This window comes from Burkholderia pyrrocinia (assembly GCF_001028665.1).
In the GTDB taxonomy this organism is placed as follows: Bacteria; Pseudomonadota; Gammaproteobacteria; order Burkholderiales; family Burkholderiaceae; genus Burkholderia; species Burkholderia pyrrocinia.
Map to the genome: position 1 here is coordinate 1,411,909 of NZ_CP011503.1, position 16,455 is coordinate 1,428,363.

15 protein-coding genes are annotated in these 16,455 nt (G+C 63.4%); all 15 read left to right on the top strand.

Features of this window, described 5'->3' with window-relative positions; translation table 11 throughout:
• Positions 1-398 precede the first annotated feature (398 nt).
• The 15 genes from mnmG (at position 399) to ABD05_RS06565 (ending at position 16,028) form a co-directional block, all read left to right on the top strand.
• Positions 399-2,369 (top strand): tRNA uridine-5-carboxymethylaminomethyl(34) synthesis enzyme MnmG, encoded by a 1,971-nt coding sequence (gene mnmG, locus ABD05_RS06495; protein ID WP_047899451.1) that lies wholly within the window; start codon positions 399-401, stop codon positions 2,367-2,369.
• The gene (rsmG, locus tag ABD05_RS06500; protein ID WP_047899452.1) at positions 2,366-3,052 is read left to right on the top strand and encodes a 16S rRNA (guanine(527)-N(7))-methyltransferase RsmG; all 687 of its coding nucleotides are present in this window, start codon (positions 2,366-2,368) and stop codon (positions 3,050-3,052) included. Before mnmG ends, rsmG begins: the two co-directional genes overlap by 4 nt.
• A 51-nt stretch (positions 3,053-3,103) precedes the next feature.
• On the top strand, positions 3,104-3,883 hold the full coding sequence (locus ABD05_RS06505; RefSeq protein ID WP_047899453.1) for a ParA family protein: 780 nt from the start codon (positions 3,104-3,106) through the stop codon (positions 3,881-3,883).
• Between the two features lie 31 nt (positions 3,884-3,914).
• Positions 3,915-4,808: a ParB/RepB/Spo0J family partition protein gene (locus ABD05_RS06510; protein ID WP_047901106.1), complete on the top strand. Its 894-nt coding sequence runs from the start codon at positions 3,915-3,917 to the stop codon at positions 4,806-4,808.
• A 10-nt stretch (positions 4,809-4,818) separates the two neighbouring features.
• Positions 4,819-5,949: an SLC13 family permease gene (locus ABD05_RS06515; RefSeq protein WP_047899454.1), complete on the top strand. Its 1,131-nt coding sequence runs from the start codon at positions 4,819-4,821 to the stop codon at positions 5,947-5,949.
• A 566-nt stretch (positions 5,950-6,515) separates the two neighbouring features.
• A complete protein-coding gene (locus ABD05_RS06520; protein WP_047899455.1) occupies positions 6,516-7,040 on the top strand; it encodes an ATP synthase subunit I in 525 nt (174 codons plus the stop codon).
• A gap of 109 nt (positions 7,041-7,149) precedes the next feature.
• On the top strand, positions 7,150-8,001 hold the full coding sequence (atpB, locus tag ABD05_RS06525; protein ID WP_047899456.1) for a F0F1 ATP synthase subunit A: 852 nt from the start codon (positions 7,150-7,152) through the stop codon (positions 7,999-8,001).
• A gap of 75 nt (positions 8,002-8,076) precedes the next feature.
• Positions 8,077-8,346 carry a F0F1 ATP synthase subunit C gene (gene atpE / locus ABD05_RS06530; protein ID WP_006482730.1) on the top strand — a complete coding sequence of 90 codons (270 nt, stop codon included), beginning with the start codon at positions 8,077-8,079 and terminating at the stop codon, positions 8,344-8,346.
• Between the two features lie 129 nt (positions 8,347-8,475).
• Entirely contained in the window at positions 8,476-8,946 is a 471-nt protein-coding gene (locus ABD05_RS06535) for a F0F1 ATP synthase subunit B (protein WP_021160443.1), read from the top strand.
• 2 nt (positions 8,947-8,948) lie between these two features.
• A complete protein-coding gene (locus tag ABD05_RS06540; protein WP_014895498.1) occupies positions 8,949-9,488 on the top strand; it encodes a F0F1 ATP synthase subunit delta in 540 nt (179 codons plus the stop codon).
• Between the two features lie 44 nt (positions 9,489-9,532).
• Positions 9,533-11,074 (top strand): F0F1 ATP synthase subunit alpha, encoded by a 1,542-nt coding sequence (gene atpA / locus ABD05_RS06545; RefSeq protein WP_034183836.1) that lies wholly within the window; start codon positions 9,533-9,535, stop codon positions 11,072-11,074.
• Positions 11,075-11,143: 69 nt separating this feature from the next.
• Complete coding sequence (gene atpG / locus ABD05_RS06550; RefSeq protein WP_047899457.1) at positions 11,144-12,019, top strand: F0F1 ATP synthase subunit gamma; 876 nt, start codon at positions 11,144-11,146, stop codon at positions 12,017-12,019.
• 65 nt (positions 12,020-12,084) lie between these two features.
• Positions 12,085-13,479: a F0F1 ATP synthase subunit beta gene (atpD, locus tag ABD05_RS06555; protein WP_047899458.1), complete on the top strand. Its 1,395-nt coding sequence runs from the start codon at positions 12,085-12,087 to the stop codon at positions 13,477-13,479.
• Between the two features lie 155 nt (positions 13,480-13,634).
• On the top strand, positions 13,635-14,060 hold the full coding sequence (locus ABD05_RS06560; RefSeq protein ID WP_006477288.1) for a F0F1 ATP synthase subunit epsilon: 426 nt from the start codon (positions 13,635-13,637) through the stop codon (positions 14,058-14,060).
• Positions 14,061-14,300: 240 nt separating this feature from the next.
• The gene (locus ABD05_RS06565; protein ID WP_047899459.1) at positions 14,301-16,028 is read left to right on the top strand and encodes an AMP-binding protein; all 1,728 of its coding nucleotides are present in this window, start codon (positions 14,301-14,303) and stop codon (positions 16,026-16,028) included.
• Positions 16,029-16,455 lie beyond the last annotated feature (427 nt).

The window sequence follows — 16,455 nt, forward strand, 5'->3', positions numbered from 1 at the left end:
TTTCCAGGCGCATGGATCTCTGCACAGGCTGACGGTGTGTTGAATCTCGAGGGATAAGTGCCGGACCAACAGAAGCGAAGTCTGTGAGGGGGAGGGGGCACAGGGTGTGGCGCCCGGGTTGTCGTGCCGGCCACAGGAATCGATGCCGGTCTGACCCCAGCAGGCCACTTTCCTGGCGATCGATTTTTTGCACAGACACAACGATGTGCGGCGATCCGGCCGAGAGCATTGCTGGAGCAGGCTCGACGCCACGGATTCATCCATCCGCAGCCGAAAAAACGACGAAATGAACGGACCCTACCATTCGGACGGCCTTCGGGTGAAAAGCGAACCCGCTATAATTCGGCCCATACATTTCTCTGATAGGTTCGTGCGCAGCCCTGCGTACGGAATCCACCATGCTTTTTCCCACAGAATTTGACGTCATCGTCGTCGGTGGCGGCCACGCCGGCACGGAAGCCGCGCTGGCGTCCGCCCGAATGGGCGCGAAGACGCTGCTGCTGACCCACAACATCGAAACGCTCGGGCAGATGAGCTGCAATCCGTCGATCGGCGGCATTGGCAAGGGCCATCTGGTCAAGGAAGTCGACGCGCTGGGCGGCGCAATGGCCGCCGCGACGGACGAGAGCGGTATTCAGTTCCGGATCCTCAATTCGTCGAAGGGGCCGGCCGTGCGTGCGACGCGTGCGCAGGCCGATCGCATCCTGTACAAGGCCGCGATCCGCCACCGGCTCGAGAACCAGCCGAACCTGTGGCTGTTCCAGCAGGCCGTCGACGACCTGATGGTCGAAGGCGATCGCGTGGTGGGCGCCGTCACGCAGATCGGCATCCGCTTCCGCGCCCGCGCAGTCGTGCTGACCGCGGGTACGTTCCTCGACGGCAAGATCCACGTCGGCCTGAACAACTACACGGGCGGTCGCGCGGGCGATCCGGCGGCCGTGTCGCTGTCGTCGCGCCTGAAGGAGCTGAAGCTGCCGCAGGGCCGCCTGAAGACCGGTACGCCGCCGCGTATCGACGGCCGTACGATCGACTTCTCGAAGCTGGACGAGCAGCCGGGCGACCTCGATCCGATCCCCGTGTTCTCGTTCCTGGGCCGTGCGGAGCAGCATCCGCAGCAGTTGCCGTGCTGGGTCACGCATACGAACGAGCGCACGCACGACATCATTCGCGGCGGCCTCGACCGTTCGCCTATGTATACAGGCGTGATCGAAGGCGTCGGGCCGCGTTATTGCCCGTCGATCGAGGACAAGATCCACCGGTTCGCATCGAAGGAATCGCACCAGATCTTCCTCGAGCCGGAAGGGCTGACGACCAACGAGTTCTACCCGAACGGAATCTCGACGAGCCTGCCGTTCGACGTCCAGCTCGAGCTCGTGCATTCGATGCGCGGCCTCGAGAACGCGCATATCCTGCGCCCCGGCTACGCGATCGAGTACGACTACTTCGACCCGCGCGCGCTGAAGGCGTCGCTCGAGACGAAGGCAATCAACGGGCTGTTCTTTGCGGGCCAGATCAACGGCACGACCGGCTATGAAGAAGCGGCCGCGCAAGGCCTGCTGGCCGGCCTCAATGCTGGCCGCTACGTGCAGGAGAAAGACGCATGGTGCCCGCGCCGCGACCAGGCATACCTTGGCGTGCTGGTCGACGATCTCGTGACGCGCGGTGTGGCCGAGCCGTACCGGATGTTCACGAGCCGCGCCGAATATCGGCTGAGCCTGCGTGAAGACAACGCCGACATGCGCCTGACCGAGATCGGCCGCGAACTGGGCCTCGTCGACGACGTGCGCTGGGACGCATTCAGCCGGAAGCGCGACGCTGTTTCACGTGAAACCGAACGCCTGAAGTCGACGTGGGTCACGCCGAAGACGCTGCCGCCGGAAGAGGCGACCGCGCTGCTCGGCAAGGCGATCGATCACGAATACAGCCTCGCCGATCTGCTGCGCCGTCCGGGCATCGGCTATGACGGCGTGTGCGGCCTGAAGGGCGGCGAATGCGGCCCGGCCGAGCCGCTGGCGGACGATCCGGTGCTGCTCGAGCAGATCAAGGAGCAGGTCGAGATCGGCATCAAGTATCAGGGTTATATCGAGCGCCAGGCATCCGAGATCGAGCGCAACGACGCGAACGAGAACACGCGTCTGCCGGACGGTATCGATTACCGCGAAGTTCGCGGCCTGTCGTTCGAGGTGAGCCAGAAGCTCAACGAGTTCCGGCCGGAAACGATCGGGCAGGCGTCGCGCATTTCGGGCGTCACGCCGGCGGCGATCTCGCTGCTGATGGTGCACCTGAAGCGCCGCGGCCTGGGCCGTCGTAATGGCACTGCCGCAGAGGCAACGGAGCAGGGGGACGGCGCCGTCCCGACGCAACAATGACGGCGCGTCGCGCGCCGGCGGTTAATCGGGACGTACTGGAAGAGATGCTCGTCGACGGCACGACGGCGCTCGACCTCACGCTGACGGATGCACAACGCAACCAGTTGCTCGACTATGTCGCGCTGCTCGGCAAGTGGAACGCGGTCTACAACCTGACCGCGATCCGTGACCCGAAGCAGATGCTGATTCAGCACATCCTCGATTCGCTTTCCATCGTTCCGCATCTGCGCGGCCGTGCGTCGGCCCGCGTGCTCGACGTCGGCTCGGGCGGCGGTTTGCCCGGTATCGTGCTGGCGATCGTCGAGCCGGCCTGGCAGGTCACGCTGAACGATATCGTGCAGAAGAAGTCTGCATTCCAGACGCAGATGCGCGCGGAGCTGAAGCTCGCGAACCTGTCGGTGGTCACCGGGCGGGTCGAATCGCTGCAGCCGGGTGTCGAAGTGCCGGAAAAATTCGACATGATCGTATCCCGCGCCTTCGCTGATCTGTCCGACTTCGTTAAACTTGCTCGACATCTGGTCGCACCGGGCGGATCGATCTGGGCAATGAAGGGTGTACATCCGGACGACGAGATTGCGCGATTGCCGGAAGGCAGTCGCGTGAAGCAGACGATGCGGCTGACGGTGCCGATGCTCGATGCCGAACGGCATCTGATCGAAGTGGTCGTCGACGCGGCGAATTGAAGGCGCGCAGTAGCGCGCCGTTTGTTTGAAGGTAAAGGGAACACACCAACGATGGCAAAGATCTTCTGCGTTGCGAACCAGAAGGGGGGCGTCGGCAAGACGACGACATCGGTCAATCTCGCCGCAAGCCTTGCAGTGCAGGAGCAACGAGTCCTGTTGATCGATCTCGACCCGCAGGGCAACGCGACGATGGGCAGCGGGATCGACAAGGCCGCGTGCGAATCGACCGTGTACGAGGTACTGGTCGACGGCGTGTCGGTGACCGATGCGCGCGTGCGTCCGGAAGGCGTCACCTACGACGTGCTGCCCGCGAACCGCGAGCTGTCTGGTGCCGAGATCGAGCTGATCAGCATCGACAACCGCGAGCGCCGGCTGAAGGCCGCGCTCGAGCACGTGGCCGACGATTACGACTTCGTGCTGATCGATTGCCCGCCGACGCTGTCGCTGCTGACGCTGAACGGGCTGTGCGCGGCGCACGGCGTCGTGATCCCGATGCAGTGCGAGTACTTCGCGCTGGAGGGGTTGTCGGACCTCGTCAACACGATCAAGCAGGTTCACGCGAACATGAACCGCGACCTGAAGATCATCGGCTTGCTGCGCGTGATGTTCGATCCGCGCATCACGCTGCAGCAGCAGGTTTCCGATCAACTGAAAGCGCACTTCGGCGACAAGGTGTTCGACGTGGTGATTCCGCGTAACGTGCGCCTGGCGGAAGCGCCGAGTTACGGGCTGCCGGGCGTCGTGTTCGACCGCAGCTCGCGCGGTGCGCAGGCGTATCTCCAGTTCGGTGCCGAGATGATCGAACGCGTCCGCGCGTTCGAGGTGTCGTGATCCGGACATGAGCGAAGCGAGGAAGAAAGACATGAACGCGGTACCAAAGAAGAAGGGCTTGGGACGTGGCCTCGAAGCGCTGCTCGGCGGCAGCGCCGATATCACCGAAGCGGTGAAGATCGAAGGCGCACCGAACACGCTCGCGCTCGGCAAGCTGCAAGCCGGCAAGTACCAGCCGCGGACGCGGATGGACGAAGGCAGCCTGCAGGAGCTCGCGGCAAGCATCCGCGCGCAGGGCGTGATGCAGCCGATCCTGGTACGGCCCATTTCATCAGACAAATACGAGATCATCGCGGGCGAGCGGCGTTTCCGCGCGGCGCGCCTGGCCGGTCTCGACGAAGTGCCGGTGCTCGTGAAGGACGTGTCCGATCAGGCTGCCGCCGCGATGGCGCTGATCGAGAACATCCAGCGCGAGGATCTGAACCCGCTTGAAGAGGCGCACGGCATCCAGCGCCTGCTCGACGAGTTCGGTTTCACACACGAACAGGCGGCCGAATCGGTCGGCCGTTCGCGCAGCGCGGTGTCGAACCTGCTGCGGCTGCTGAACCTGGCATCGCCGGTGCAGACGATGCTGCTGGCCGGCGATCTCGACATGGGGCACGCGCGCGCGCTGCTCGCCGTCGACGCGGCAACGCAGATCACGCTCGCCCATCAGGTCGTCAACAAGCGCATGTCGGTGCGCGAGACCGAGAAGCTCGTCGCGCACACGACGAAGGAAGCGCCGGCGGTGAAGGCGCGCGCGAAGGACGACGGCGGGCGCGACACGCGCCGTCTCGAGGAGGAGTTGTCTGACCTGCTCGCGTCGACGGTGAAGATCAAGCTCGGCCGCCGCGGGCGAGGGCAGGTGATGATCGACTTCGGCAACCTCGATGCACTCGAGGGCATTCTCGTGCGGCTGCGCGGCAACGTAGCGACTGAAGAGTAACGGGCTGACGATGGAGAAGACGGGCGCACCGGCGCCGCGCCGGTGGCTCGGATGGCTTGCGCAGGAACCCGTACTGTCGGTGCTTGCGCTTGGCCTGATCGTGCTGGAATGGGTGCGTCCGCAACCATTTTCCGTACTGGCCGGTCGCGTCGACTGGCAGACGGTCGCGACGCTCGCGGGCCTGCTGATGCTGACCAAGGCGCTCGAGTTGTCCGGCTGCCTGATGTGGCTCGCGCACCGCATCGTGCATCACGTGCATTCCGAACGCGGGCTCGCGATGCTGCTCGTCGTGTTCGCGGCGGTGCTGTCGATGTGGCTGACCAACGACGTCGCGCTGTTCGTCGTCGTGCCGTTGATGGTGTCGCTGCGCGCGCTGACGCCGCTGCCGTTCCGGCGGCTCGTGATCGTCGTCGCGCTGGCCGTCAACGCGGGGTCTGTCGCAACACCGCTCGGCAATCCCCAGAATCTTTTCCTGTGGCAATTGAGCGGCGTGTCGTTCGGCCGCTTCGTGGTCACGCTCGGGCCGCTCGCGATCGCGCTGATGGTGCTGCTGCTCGCGCTGACCGCGTGCGCGTTTCGCGCGAAACCGCTGGACCTGTCCGGCGACGTCGTCGCACTTCCGGTGCAGCGCATGCACGCGCTGATTGCAGCGGTGCTGTTCGCGGCATTCGTGCTGCTCGCCGATGCGCACCATCCGCTGCCGGGTCTGGTTGCTGTCGCGATCGTGCTGTTCGTCGTAAAACGTGATGCAGTCCTGAAGATTGATTGGCTGCTGCTGCTGATCTTCGTGCTGATGTTCGTCGTATTGCGCAGCGCGGCTGCGCTGCCCATCGTGCACGACGCGATCGCGCGTGCGCATCTCGATTCGCCGCTGCGCGTATTTGCGGCCGGCGCCGTACTGTCGCAGGGGATCAGCAACGTGCCGGCCGCGATCCTGCTGTCGGAATTCACGCACGACTGGCGCGCGCTCGCGTTCGGCGTATCGGTCGGCGGCTTCGGTTTCGCGATCGGTTCGCTCGCGAACCTGATCGCGGTGCGTCTCGCGAAGGAGCCGCGCATGTGGCTGCCGTTCCACCTGGTCTCGATTCCGTTTGCGCTCCTGAGCGCGGTATTCGGCGCATGGCTGCTCGTGCACGGTTGAGCGATACGGGTGCATGCGGCACAGGTGTGCGGCTCGAGCGGCGGGGAGGGTGCACAGCGTTCGCGATGGTTGCGAGGCTGTTGATAAGTGCGGCGATTCACAATCGATCGCCTGTGGTGGCGCGACAACTGATTGGATGATTCGACGCGCCAGCATCCGATCGAATTTCGTGCATCGGGTGCGGCTGACCGGTCGCAGTATTTTGCTTGTCCCGGGGTGTCGCGCCGAGTCGTTCCGGGCGCCTGCATCACAGCGAATTTTCGGCGGCAATCGTGCTGCTTCGTTCGAGCCCGCGTCGGGCATCGCTTCCATGACATCCACCGTCGCCGGACATTTTTCGAGCAAGAAATACCGGTGCAAAAATTCGACCTTACAACTGTCATCGTACGTCGTCGAATCGCGTGTTTTTCACATGATGAGGCGTCGTTTTGCGCAGGTTTTTGTCGCGTCTAAAGCCTTGAATCACTTGCAACTATCGCTTACAATCGCCCGGATTTGTTAGCTAGGCACCCCTGAAAGCTTTCAGAAAGCTTGGGGCCGGTTCAAGGATTTTGCGGAAGATTGCGATGGCGGGTCAGGCGCCGGACGACAGGCACGACGATCAGCGCACGCAACGCACCGCTTCGGCGGCCGGCGAGCGGCGCGAATCCGACGATGACTGGGATGCCGAGCAGCAAGATAACAACATCGTTCCGCTCACACGGGCAGACGCCGAGAGGCTGTTCGGTCCGGACGTGAGCAAGCCCTCGCGCGTGACCCCTTCCAAGGTGGTGATCGCGCAAGTGGTCTTGTCCCTGGTTGCAACGCTGGCGTGGTGGCTGTTTTCGAAGTCGCCGGGCGCCGCTGCGCAATCCGCGTTTCTGGGCGGAGCGATCGGCTGGGTGCCAAGTGCGTTGTTCGTGGCACGACTGAAGGCAGGTGGTTCGGCCACCGTGATGAGCTGGGTGATGGGCGAAGCCCTGAAGCTCGGCCTGACGGTCGGGATGTTCGCAGCAGTGGCGTTCGGCTGGTCCGGCGTGCACTGGGTGCCGTTCCTGGTCACGTACCTCGTCGTGCTGAAGACGTACTGGATCGCGCTGGCCTGGCGGTAAGCAACAAGCAGCGTGCGGTTTCGACAACGAACCGCACCGGCCCGTTCCCGCAATAGCGTGTTGCGGAACAGGCAAAACGATTTTCGACAATTTGGGTGGCATTAACGATATGGCAGCTAGCGAAGGCACGCGCGGTCCGGATCCGTCCGAGTACATTGCGCACCACTTGCAGAATTTCTCCACCTCGCATCAGACGTCGATTTTCGACATCCACGTCTGGAATCTCGACACGCTGTTCTGGTCGATCGTATGCGGCGTCGTCACGGTCCTCCTGCTGCGTCTGGCCGCCCGCAAGGCGACGTCGGGCGTGCCGGGCCGTTTCCAGTGCGCAATCGAGATGCTCGTCGAAATGGTCGAAGACCAGTCGAAGGCCATCGTCCACGGCAATCGCACCTTCATCGCTCCGCTCGCCCTCACGGTGTTCGTGTGGGTCGCGCTGATGAACTCCCTCGACTTCCTCCCGGTCGACCTGCCGGGCCGCGTGATCGGCCTGCTCGGTCTGTCGGACGTGATTTCCCACCATCGCATCGTCCCGACGGCCGACCTGAACGGCACGCTCGGCATCGCGCTCGGCGTGTTCGTCCTGATGATCTACTACAGCATCAAGATCAAGGGCGCGGGCGGCTTTGTGCATGAGCTGCTGTCGGCCCCGTTTGGCGCCCACCCGCTGCTGTGGATCCCGAACCTCGCGCTCAACATCGTCGAATATCTCGCGAAAACCGTCTCCCTCGGTATGCGGCTGTTCGGCAACATGTACGCGGGTGAGCTGTTGTTCCTGTTGATCGCCCTGCTCGGCAGCATGTGGAGCTTCGGTGGCGATGCAACGTTCCTCGGCTTCGTTGGTCACGTGATCGCGGGTAGCGTCTGGGCAATCTTCCACATCCTGATTGTTCTGTTGCAGGCATTCATTTTCATGATGCTGACGCTGGTGTATCTCGGCCAGGCGCACGACACGCACTAAGCGCGGCGTGCAAGAAAGAGTCTTCGTTTTAGTTTTTTAAATCTCAGTTCCAAGTCTTTTCACAAAGGAGTGATCATGCAAGCTTACATCGCCAACATCCAGGGTCTGACCGCCATCGGTATCGGCATCATCATCGGCCTGGGTGCAATCGGCGCCTGTATCGGTATCGCGCTGATGGGTGGCAAGTACATCGAAGCCTGCGCACGTCAGCCGGAACTCATCAACCCGCTGCAAACGAAGATGTTCCTGCTGGCTGGTCTGATCGACGCTGCATTCCTGATCGGCGTTGGTGTCGCAATGCTGTTCGCGTTCGCGAACCCGCTCCTGTCGAAGCTCGCAGGCTAAGGTTCCTCGGAAATTTGCGTCCGGCGCAAGCCGGCGCAGGGCGGAACGGAGACTTGGGGCGCTGATCGAATGCAACTCGATGAGCGCCTTACCGTTTCATTTTTCCGGAATAGCAGATAAGGAAACACCGTGAATCTCAACGCAACTCTGTTTGCGCAAATGGTCGTGTTCCTGGTCCTCGCGTGGTTCACGATGAAGTTCGTGTGGCCGCCGTTGATCAACGCCCTCGACGAACGTTCGAAGAAGATCGCCGACGGCCTCGCCGCCGCGGAAAAGGGCAAGGCGGAACTCGACGCAGCGCACAAGCGCGTGGACCAGGAACTCGCGCAGGCCCGCAACGACGGCCAGCAGCGCATCGCCGACGCTGAAAAGCGTGCACAGGCGGTCGCCGAGGAAATCAAGGCCAACGCCCAGGCTGAAGCCGCCCGCATCGTCGCCCAGGCGAAGGCGGAAGCAGAACAGCAAATCGTGAAGGCGCGCGAAGCGCTGCGTGGCGAAGTCGCTACGCTGGCCGTGAAGGGCGCCGAGCAGATCCTGAAGCGCGAAGTCGATCAAACGGCCCACGCCCAACTGCTGAATCAACTGAAAGCCGAGCTCTGATCATGGCCGAACTTGCAACCATCGCCCGCCCTTACGCAGAAGCGCTGTTCCGCGTGGCCGAGGGCGGTGACATCGCCGCCTGGTCCACGCTCGTGCAAGAGCTGGCCCAGGTTGCGCGTCTGCCGGAAGTGCTGTCGGTCGCGTCGAGCCCGAAGGTGACGCGCACGCAAGTAGCCGAGTTGCTGCTTGCTGCGGTGAAGTCGCCCGTCGCGGCCGGCGCCGAAGCGAAGAACTTCGTGCAGATGCTGGTCGACAATCACCGCATCGCGCTGCTGCCGGAAATTGCCGAGCAGTTCGAGGCGCTCAAGAACGAACGTGAAGGTGCAGCCGACGCCGAGATCGTGAGCGCGTTCCCGCTGAACGGCGCGGATCTCGAGAGTCTCGTCTCGGGCCTCGAGCGCAAGTTCAAGCGCAAGCTGAAACCGACGGTCGAAGTCGATTCGTCGCTGATCGGCGGCGTGCGCGTGACGGTCGGCGACGAAGTGCTCGACACCTCGGTTCGCGCGCGCCTCGCATCGATGCAGGCTGCCTTGACCGCCTGAGCGCCACGCCGGCACGCAACAGAATTGACTATCAGGAGCGAATAATGCAACTCAATCCCTCTGAGATCAGCGAGCTGATCAAGAGCCGGATCCAGGGCCTTGAAGCGAGCGCAGACGTTCGCAACCAGGGCACCGTGATCTCCGTGACCGACGGTATCGTGCGTATCCACGGCCTGTCGGACGTGATGCAGGGCGAAATGCTCGAGTTTCCGGGCAACACGTTCGGTCTCGCGCTGAACCTCGAGCGCGACTCGGTCGGCGCGGTGATTCTCGGCGAATACGAACACATCTCGGAAGGCGACGTCGTCAAGACGACGGGCCGCATTCTCGAAGTCCCGGTTGGCCCGGAACTCGTCGGCCGCGTGGTCGATGCGCTCGGCAACCCGATCGACGGCAAGGGCCCGGTCAACGCGAAGCTGACCGACGCGATCGAAAAGATCGCCCCGGGCGTGATCTGGCGTAAGTCGGTGTCGCAGCCGGTGCAGACGGGCATCAAGTCGATCGACGCGATGGTGCCGATCGGCCGTGGCCAGCGTGAGCTGATCATCGGCGACCGTCAGTGCGGCAAGACCGCGGTGGCGCTCGACGCGATCATCAACCAGAAGGGCAAGGACCTGATCTGTATCTACGTCGCGATCGGCCAGAAGGCTTCGTCGATCATGAACGTGGTTCGCAAGCTCGAAGAAACGGGCGCGATGGAATACACGATCGTCGTCGCCGCGACGGCATCGGATTCCGCCGCGATGCAGTACCTGGCACCGTACGCCGGCTGCACGATGGGCGAATACTTCCGCGACCGCGGCCAGGACGCGCTGATCATTTATGACGACTTGACCAAGCAGGCTTGGGCATACCGTCAGATCTCGCTGCTGCTGCGCCGCCCGCCGGGCCGTGAAGCGTACCCGGGCGACGTGTTCTATCTGCACTCGCGTCTGCTGGAGCGTGCGGCTCGCGTGTCGGAAGAGTACGTCGAGAAGTTCACGAACGGCGAAGTGAAGGGCAAGAGCGGTTCGCTGACGGCACTGCCGGTCATCGAAACGCAGGCTGGCGACGTGACGGCATTCGTTCCGACGAACGTGATCTCGATTACCGACGGCCAGATCTTCCTGGAAACCGACCTGTTCAACGCAGGCATCCGCCCGGCAATCAACGCCGGCGTGTCGGTGTCGCGAGTCGGTGGCGCCGCTCAGACGAAGGTCGTGAAGAAGCTGTCGGGCGGTATCCGTACCGACCTCGCGCAGTACCGTGAACTGGCCGCATTCGCGCAGTTCGCATCGGACCTCGACGAAGCGACCCGCAAGCAGCTCGAGCGCGGCCGCCGCGTGACGGAACTGCTGAAGCAGCCGCAGTACCAGCCGCTGCAGGTGTGGGAACTGGCCGTGTCGCTGTACGCCGCGAACAACGGCTACCTCGACGACCTCGACGTGAAGCAAGTGCTGCCGTTCGAGAAGGGCCTGCGCGAAAGCCTGAAGACCAGCAACGCTGACCTCATCAAGCGCATCGAAGACACCAAGGATCTCTCGAAGGACGACGAAGGCGCACTGCGCTCGGCGATCGAATCCTTCAAGAAGTCCGGTGCCTATTGATCCGCGAGTGACACACTGAGGCCGCGCGGGTGCTGATGCGCCCGCGCCGCTTCGGTCAAGGAGCAAGCTATGGCTGGAATGAAGGAAATTCGCGGCAAGATCAAGAGCGTGCAGAACACGCGCAAGATCACGAAGGCGATGGAGATGGTGGCCGCATCGAAGATGCGCCGCGCGCAGGAACGCATGCGCGCCGCTCGTCCGTATGCGGACAAGGTCCGTGCCATCGCCGCGCACATGAGCCGCGCGAACCCGGAGTACCGCCACCCGTTCATGGTGGCGAACGACGGCGCGAACACGGCCGGCATCATCCTCGTCACGACGGACAAGGGTCTGTGCGGCGGGCTGAACACCAACGTGCTGCGTGCGACGGTGCAGAAGTTCAAGGAGCTGGAAGAGAAGGGCCAGAAGGTCGAAGCCACGGCGATCGGCAGCAAGGGCCTCGGTTTCCTGAACCGCTTCGGCGCGAAGGTGCTGTCGCAGGTCGTGCACCTCGGCGACACCCCGCATCTGGACAAGCTGATCGGCGCGGTGAAGACGCAGCTCGACCTGTACTCGGAAGGCAAGCTGTCGGCGGTTTATATCGCTTACACGCGCTTCGTCAACACGATGAAGCAGGAAGCCGTGATCGAGCAACTGCTGCCGCTGTCGTCGGAACACTTCGAAGCCGATGACGGTACGCCGGCCACGTCGTGGGACTACATCTACGAGCCGGACGCGCAGGCAGTCGTCGACGAACTGCTCGTGCGTTACGTCGAGGCGCTGGTGTACCAGGCCGTCGCCGAGAACATGGCGTCCGAGCAATCGGCGCGGATGGTCGCGATGAAGGCCGCGTCCGACAACGCGAAGACGGTGATCAGCGAACTGCAGCTCGTGTACAACAAGAGCCGTCAGGCCGCGATTACGAAAGAACTGTCGGAGATCGTCGGCGGCGCAGCCGCTGTTTAAGCGCGCGCCCGGACGACAACTGCGCCTTTGCGCGAGTAAAGAATCAGGTATTTAAAGGAAAAGCGATGAGTACTGCTGCTTTGGTAGAAGGCAAGATCGTACAGTGCATCGGCGCCGTTATCGACGTGGAATTCCCGCGCGACAGCATGCCGAAGATCTACGACGCGCTCATTCTCGATGGCTCGGAACTGACGCTCGAAGTCCAGCAGCAGCTGGGCGACGGCGTGGTCCGTACCATTTGTCTGGGTGCATCCGACGGCCTGCGCCGCGGTCTGACCGTGAAGAACACGGCAAATCCGATCTCGGTGCCGGTCGGCAAGCCGACCCTCGGCCGGATCATGGACGTGCTCGGCCGTCCGATCGACGAGGCTGGCCCGATCGTGAGCGAAACGACGCGTTCGATCCACCAGAAGGCCCCGGCGTTCGACGAACTGTCGCCGTCGACCGAACTGCTCGAAACGGGTATCAAGGTCATCGACCTGATCTGCCCGTTCGCAAAGGGCGGCAAGGTTGGCCTGTTCGGCGGTGCTGGCGTGGGCAAGACCGTCAACATGATGGAGCTCATCAACAACATCGCGAAGGAACACGGCGGTTACTCCGTGTTCGCGGGCGTGGGCGAGCGTACCCGTGAAGGGAACGACTTCTACCACGAAATGAAGGACTCGAACGTTCTCGACAAGGTCGCGCTGGTGTACGGCCAGATGAACGAGCCGCCGGGCAACCGTCTGCGCGTCGCGCTGACCGGCCTGACGATGGCCGAGCACTTCCGTGACGAAGGCCTCGACGTGCTGTTCTTCGTCGACAACATCTACCGTTTCACGCTGGCCGGTACCGAAGTGTCGGCACTGCTCGGCCGTATGCCGTCGGCAGTGGGCTATCAGCCGACGCTGGCTGAAGAAATGGGCAAGCTGCAAGAGCGCATCACGTCGACCAAGAAGGGTTCGATTACGTCGGTCCAGGCCGTGTACGTCCCTGCGGACGACTTGACCGACCCGTCGCCGGCTACGACCTTCGGCCACTTGGACGCAACCGTCGTTCTGTCGCGTGACATCGCTTCGCTGGGTATCTACCCGGCGGTCGACCCGCTCGACTCGACGTCGCGCCAGATCGACCCGAACGTGATCGGTGAAGAGCACTACTCGATCACCCGTCGCGTTCAGCAGACGCTGCAGCGCTATAAGGAACTGCGCGACATCATCGCGATTCTGGGCATGGACGAACTGTCGCCGGAAGACAAGCTGTCGGTCGCGCGCGCACGTAAGATCCAGCGTTTCCTGTCGCAGCCGTTCCACGTTGCTGAAGTGTTCACGGGCTCGCCGGGCAAGTACGTGCCGCTGAAGGAAACGATCCGCGGCTTCAAGATGATCGTCGACGGCGAGTGCGACCACCTGCCGGAACAGGCGTTCTACATGGTCGGCACGATCGACGAAGCCTTCGAAAAGGCCAAGAAGATCCAGTAAGGGCTTGAGTGAGTAGCATGCCGGCGCGTGCCGGCCGGACCGTAAGTCAGTCGTGACTTGTGGTCCGGCCGGCCGCGCCGTAGCAACACGCTCAACCCGCCGTGCATGGATCGGAGTCAGCGCCAAAGCGCCAATTCCGATCGACAGGAGTCGATATGGCAACCATCAAAGTAGACGTCGTCAGCGCGGAAGAGCAGATCTTCTCGGGCGAGGCGAAATTCGTCGCGCTGCCGGGCGAAACGGGTGAACTGGGTATTCTGCCGGGCCACACGCCGCTGATCACGCGGATTCGTCCGGGTGCGGTGCGCATCGAAGTCGAGGGCGGCAACGACGAATTCGTGTTCGTCGCAGGCGGCATTCTCGAAGTGCAGCCGGGCGCCGTGACGGTGCTCGCCGATACCGCGATCCGCGGCAAGGACCTCGACGCGGCGAAAGCCGAGGAAGCGCGCAAGCGCGCCGAGGAAACGCTGCAGAACGCGAAGTCGGACCTCGACCTCGCGAAGGCGCAGTCCGAGCTCGCGACCGCGATGGCGCAGCTCGAGGCGATCCAGCGTCTGGCGAAGATCCGCAGCCGGCACTGAGCCGCACCGCGTATCCCGCGAAAGAAAGCAGCCTTCGGGCTGCTTTTTTTCGTCTGTACTTTGCGTGCCGCAGTGTTTCGTCCGGTCGTGCTATTTCATCCGTCCGCCGTGAATTGATGTCAGAGTGTCGTCAGCGGAGCGCGTCATCATCCGCAGTGAGGCCGCCCGTCGCGAGTGCGGCGACGGAGGCGGGCGCGGCAAGCGCGCGCGGGCCGATCAGACAAAAAGACGGAGACATTCATGGCAGCAGACCTTGGCGTGGGGGCGCTGATCGCGCCCGAAAACGGACTGTCGTACGTGCGCGGCGCGACCGACGTGCCGCTATCCGAAGCGACGATCGGCCGGTTCCTGCGCGATACCGCCGGCCGTTTTCCCGACCGTCCGGCGGTCGTGTTCCGCGAGCAGCAGGTGCGCTGGACCTGGCGCGAATTCGCGAACGAGGTCGACGTGCTCGCGGCCGGCCTCGCCGCACTCGGGATCGTGAAGGGCGACTGCGTCGGCATCTGGTCGCCGAACCGCAGCGAATGGCTGCTCACGCAGTTCGCGACCGCGCGGATCGGCGCGGTGCTCGTCAACATCAATCCGGCCTACCGGCTGTCGGAACTCGAATACGCGCTGAACAAGGTCGGCTGCAAGGCCGTGATCGCGGCCGAGCGCTTCAAGTCGTCGGCCTATGTCGAGATGCTGCAGACCATCGCGCCGGAGCTCGCGACCGCGACGCCGGGCGACCTGCATGCGGCCCGTGTGCCGAGCCTGCGCACGGTCGTGTCGATGGGCGACGTTGCGCCGGCCGGCATGTTCCGCTTCGCGGACGTGATGACGCGCGGCCGCCAGGCCGTCGACCCCGCGCTGCTCGATGCGATCGGCGCGACGCTCAACGCCACCGACGCGATCAACATCCAGTTCACGAGCGGCACGACGGGCAGCCCGAAGGGCGCGACGCTCACGCACCGCAACGTCGTCAACAACGCGCGCTCGATCGCGATGGCGATGCGCTTCACCGAGCAGGATTCGCTTTGCATCCCGGTGCCGCTGTATCACTGCTTCGGGATGGTGCTCGCGGTACTCGCGTGCGTATCGAAGGGCGCGGCGATGGTGTTTCCGGGTGAAGCATTCGACCCGGTCGCGACGCTCGCGGCCGTCGCCGACGAACGCTGCACCGCGCTGCACGGCGTGCCGACGATGTTCATCGCGGAGCTCGATCATCCGGAGTTCCCGACATTCGACCTGTCGACGCTGCGCACGGGGATCATGGCCGGTTCGCCATGCCCGATCGAGACGATGAAGCGCGTCGTGTCGCAGATGCACCTGTCGGAGATCACGATCGCATACGGGATGACGGAGACGAGCCCGGTGTCGTTCCAGAGCTCGACCGACGATCCGCTCGAGAAGCGCACGACGACGGTCGGGCGCATCCAGCCGCATCTCGAAGTGAAGATCGTCGACCCGGACGGCGCCATCGTGCCGGTCGGCGCGACGGGCGAGCTGTGCACGAAGGGCTATTCGGTGATGCTCGGCTACTGGGACGACGACACGAAGACGCGCGAGGTGCTGGTCGACGGCTGGATGCATACGGGCGACCTCGCGACGCTCGATGCGGACGGCTACTGCAACATCGTCGGGCGCCTGAAGGACATGGTGATTCGCGGCGGCGAGAACGTCTATCCGCGCGAGATCGAGGAATTCCTGTTCCGGCATCCGAAGATCCAGAGCGCGCAGGTGTTCGGCGTGCCCGATGCGAAATACGGCGAGGAGCTGTGCGCGTGGATCGTGCTGCGCGCGGACGAGCAGATGACCGAGGATGACGTGCGCGCGTTCTGCAACGGGCAGATCGCGCACTACAAGATTCCGCGCTATATCCGCTTCGTCGACGAGCTGCCGATGACGGTGACGGGCAAGGTGCAGAAGTTCGTGATGCGCGACCGGATGATCGAGGAACTGAAGCTCGACGTGCAGAAGACCGCATGACGCGGCGGCGGGAAAAACGCGGCGGCCTGCGGGCCGTTGCGCTTTCGATGGACGAAAAAAAGCGGGCTTATTAGCCCGCTAAAAACCACACGCTACGGGGTTAGCGCGAGGAGACCAAAGATGAAACCGGATCCGGCGGGGGGCCGGAAACGACTCCAACAGGGATGCCCCTGGGAAGGGCTTCGGTACGTGACCGACTGGCTCGCAGAGCTTCGCGTCCGCTCACACTTGGCACACGAGACCGCATCCGTGTTGAAACCGTTGAGGCCATTGTGGGCGAATTAATGACCCGTCGCGGTAACAAAGTGTTTCAGGTTGTAACGCCCGCCGGATAAGGCTTTCCGGGATTTTTTGCTGTTTTCGGGGTCCTGAAAAAGGTCATTTTTACCCATATTTTCCGCAGCGTTTTCATCGCATGCGCACGACG

What these genes read in the sequence shown, in the direction of transcription:
- atpD (WP_047899458.1), top strand. Translation starts at nt 12,085, where the DNA reads ATGAGTACTGCTGCTTTGGTAGAAGGCAAGATCGTACAGTGCATCGGC.
- ABD05_RS06540 (WP_014895498.1), top strand. Translation starts at nt 8,949, where the DNA reads ATGGCCGAACTTGCAACCATCGCCCGCCCTTACGCAGAAGCGCTGTTC.
- ABD05_RS06565 (WP_047899459.1), top strand. Translation starts at nt 14,301, where the DNA reads ATGGCAGCAGACCTTGGCGTGGGGGCGCTGATCGCGCCCGAAAACGGA.
- ABD05_RS06560 (WP_006477288.1), top strand. Translation starts at nt 13,635, where the DNA reads ATGGCAACCATCAAAGTAGACGTCGTCAGCGCGGAAGAGCAGATCTTC.
- ABD05_RS06510 (WP_047901106.1), top strand. Translation starts at nt 3,915, where the DNA reads ATGAACGCGGTACCAAAGAAGAAGGGCTTGGGACGTGGCCTCGAAGCG.
- ABD05_RS06515 (WP_047899454.1), top strand. Translation starts at nt 4,819, where the DNA reads ATGGAGAAGACGGGCGCACCGGCGCCGCGCCGGTGGCTCGGATGGCTT.
- atpE (WP_006482730.1), top strand. Translation starts at nt 8,077, where the DNA reads ATGCAAGCTTACATCGCCAACATCCAGGGTCTGACCGCCATCGGTATC.
- atpG (WP_047899457.1), top strand. Translation starts at nt 11,144, where the DNA reads ATGGCTGGAATGAAGGAAATTCGCGGCAAGATCAAGAGCGTGCAGAAC.
- ABD05_RS06520 (WP_047899455.1), top strand. Translation starts at nt 6,516, where the DNA reads ATGGCGGGTCAGGCGCCGGACGACAGGCACGACGATCAGCGCACGCAA.
- mnmG (WP_047899451.1), top strand. Translation starts at nt 399, where the DNA reads ATGCTTTTTCCCACAGAATTTGACGTCATCGTCGTCGGTGGCGGCCAC.
- atpB (WP_047899456.1), top strand. Translation starts at nt 7,150, where the DNA reads ATGGCAGCTAGCGAAGGCACGCGCGGTCCGGATCCGTCCGAGTACATT.
- rsmG (WP_047899452.1), top strand. Translation starts at nt 2,366, where the DNA reads ATGACGGCGCGTCGCGCGCCGGCGGTTAATCGGGACGTACTGGAAGAG.
- atpA (WP_034183836.1), top strand. Translation starts at nt 9,533, where the DNA reads ATGCAACTCAATCCCTCTGAGATCAGCGAGCTGATCAAGAGCCGGATC.
- ABD05_RS06505 (WP_047899453.1), top strand. Translation starts at nt 3,104, where the DNA reads ATGGCAAAGATCTTCTGCGTTGCGAACCAGAAGGGGGGCGTCGGCAAG.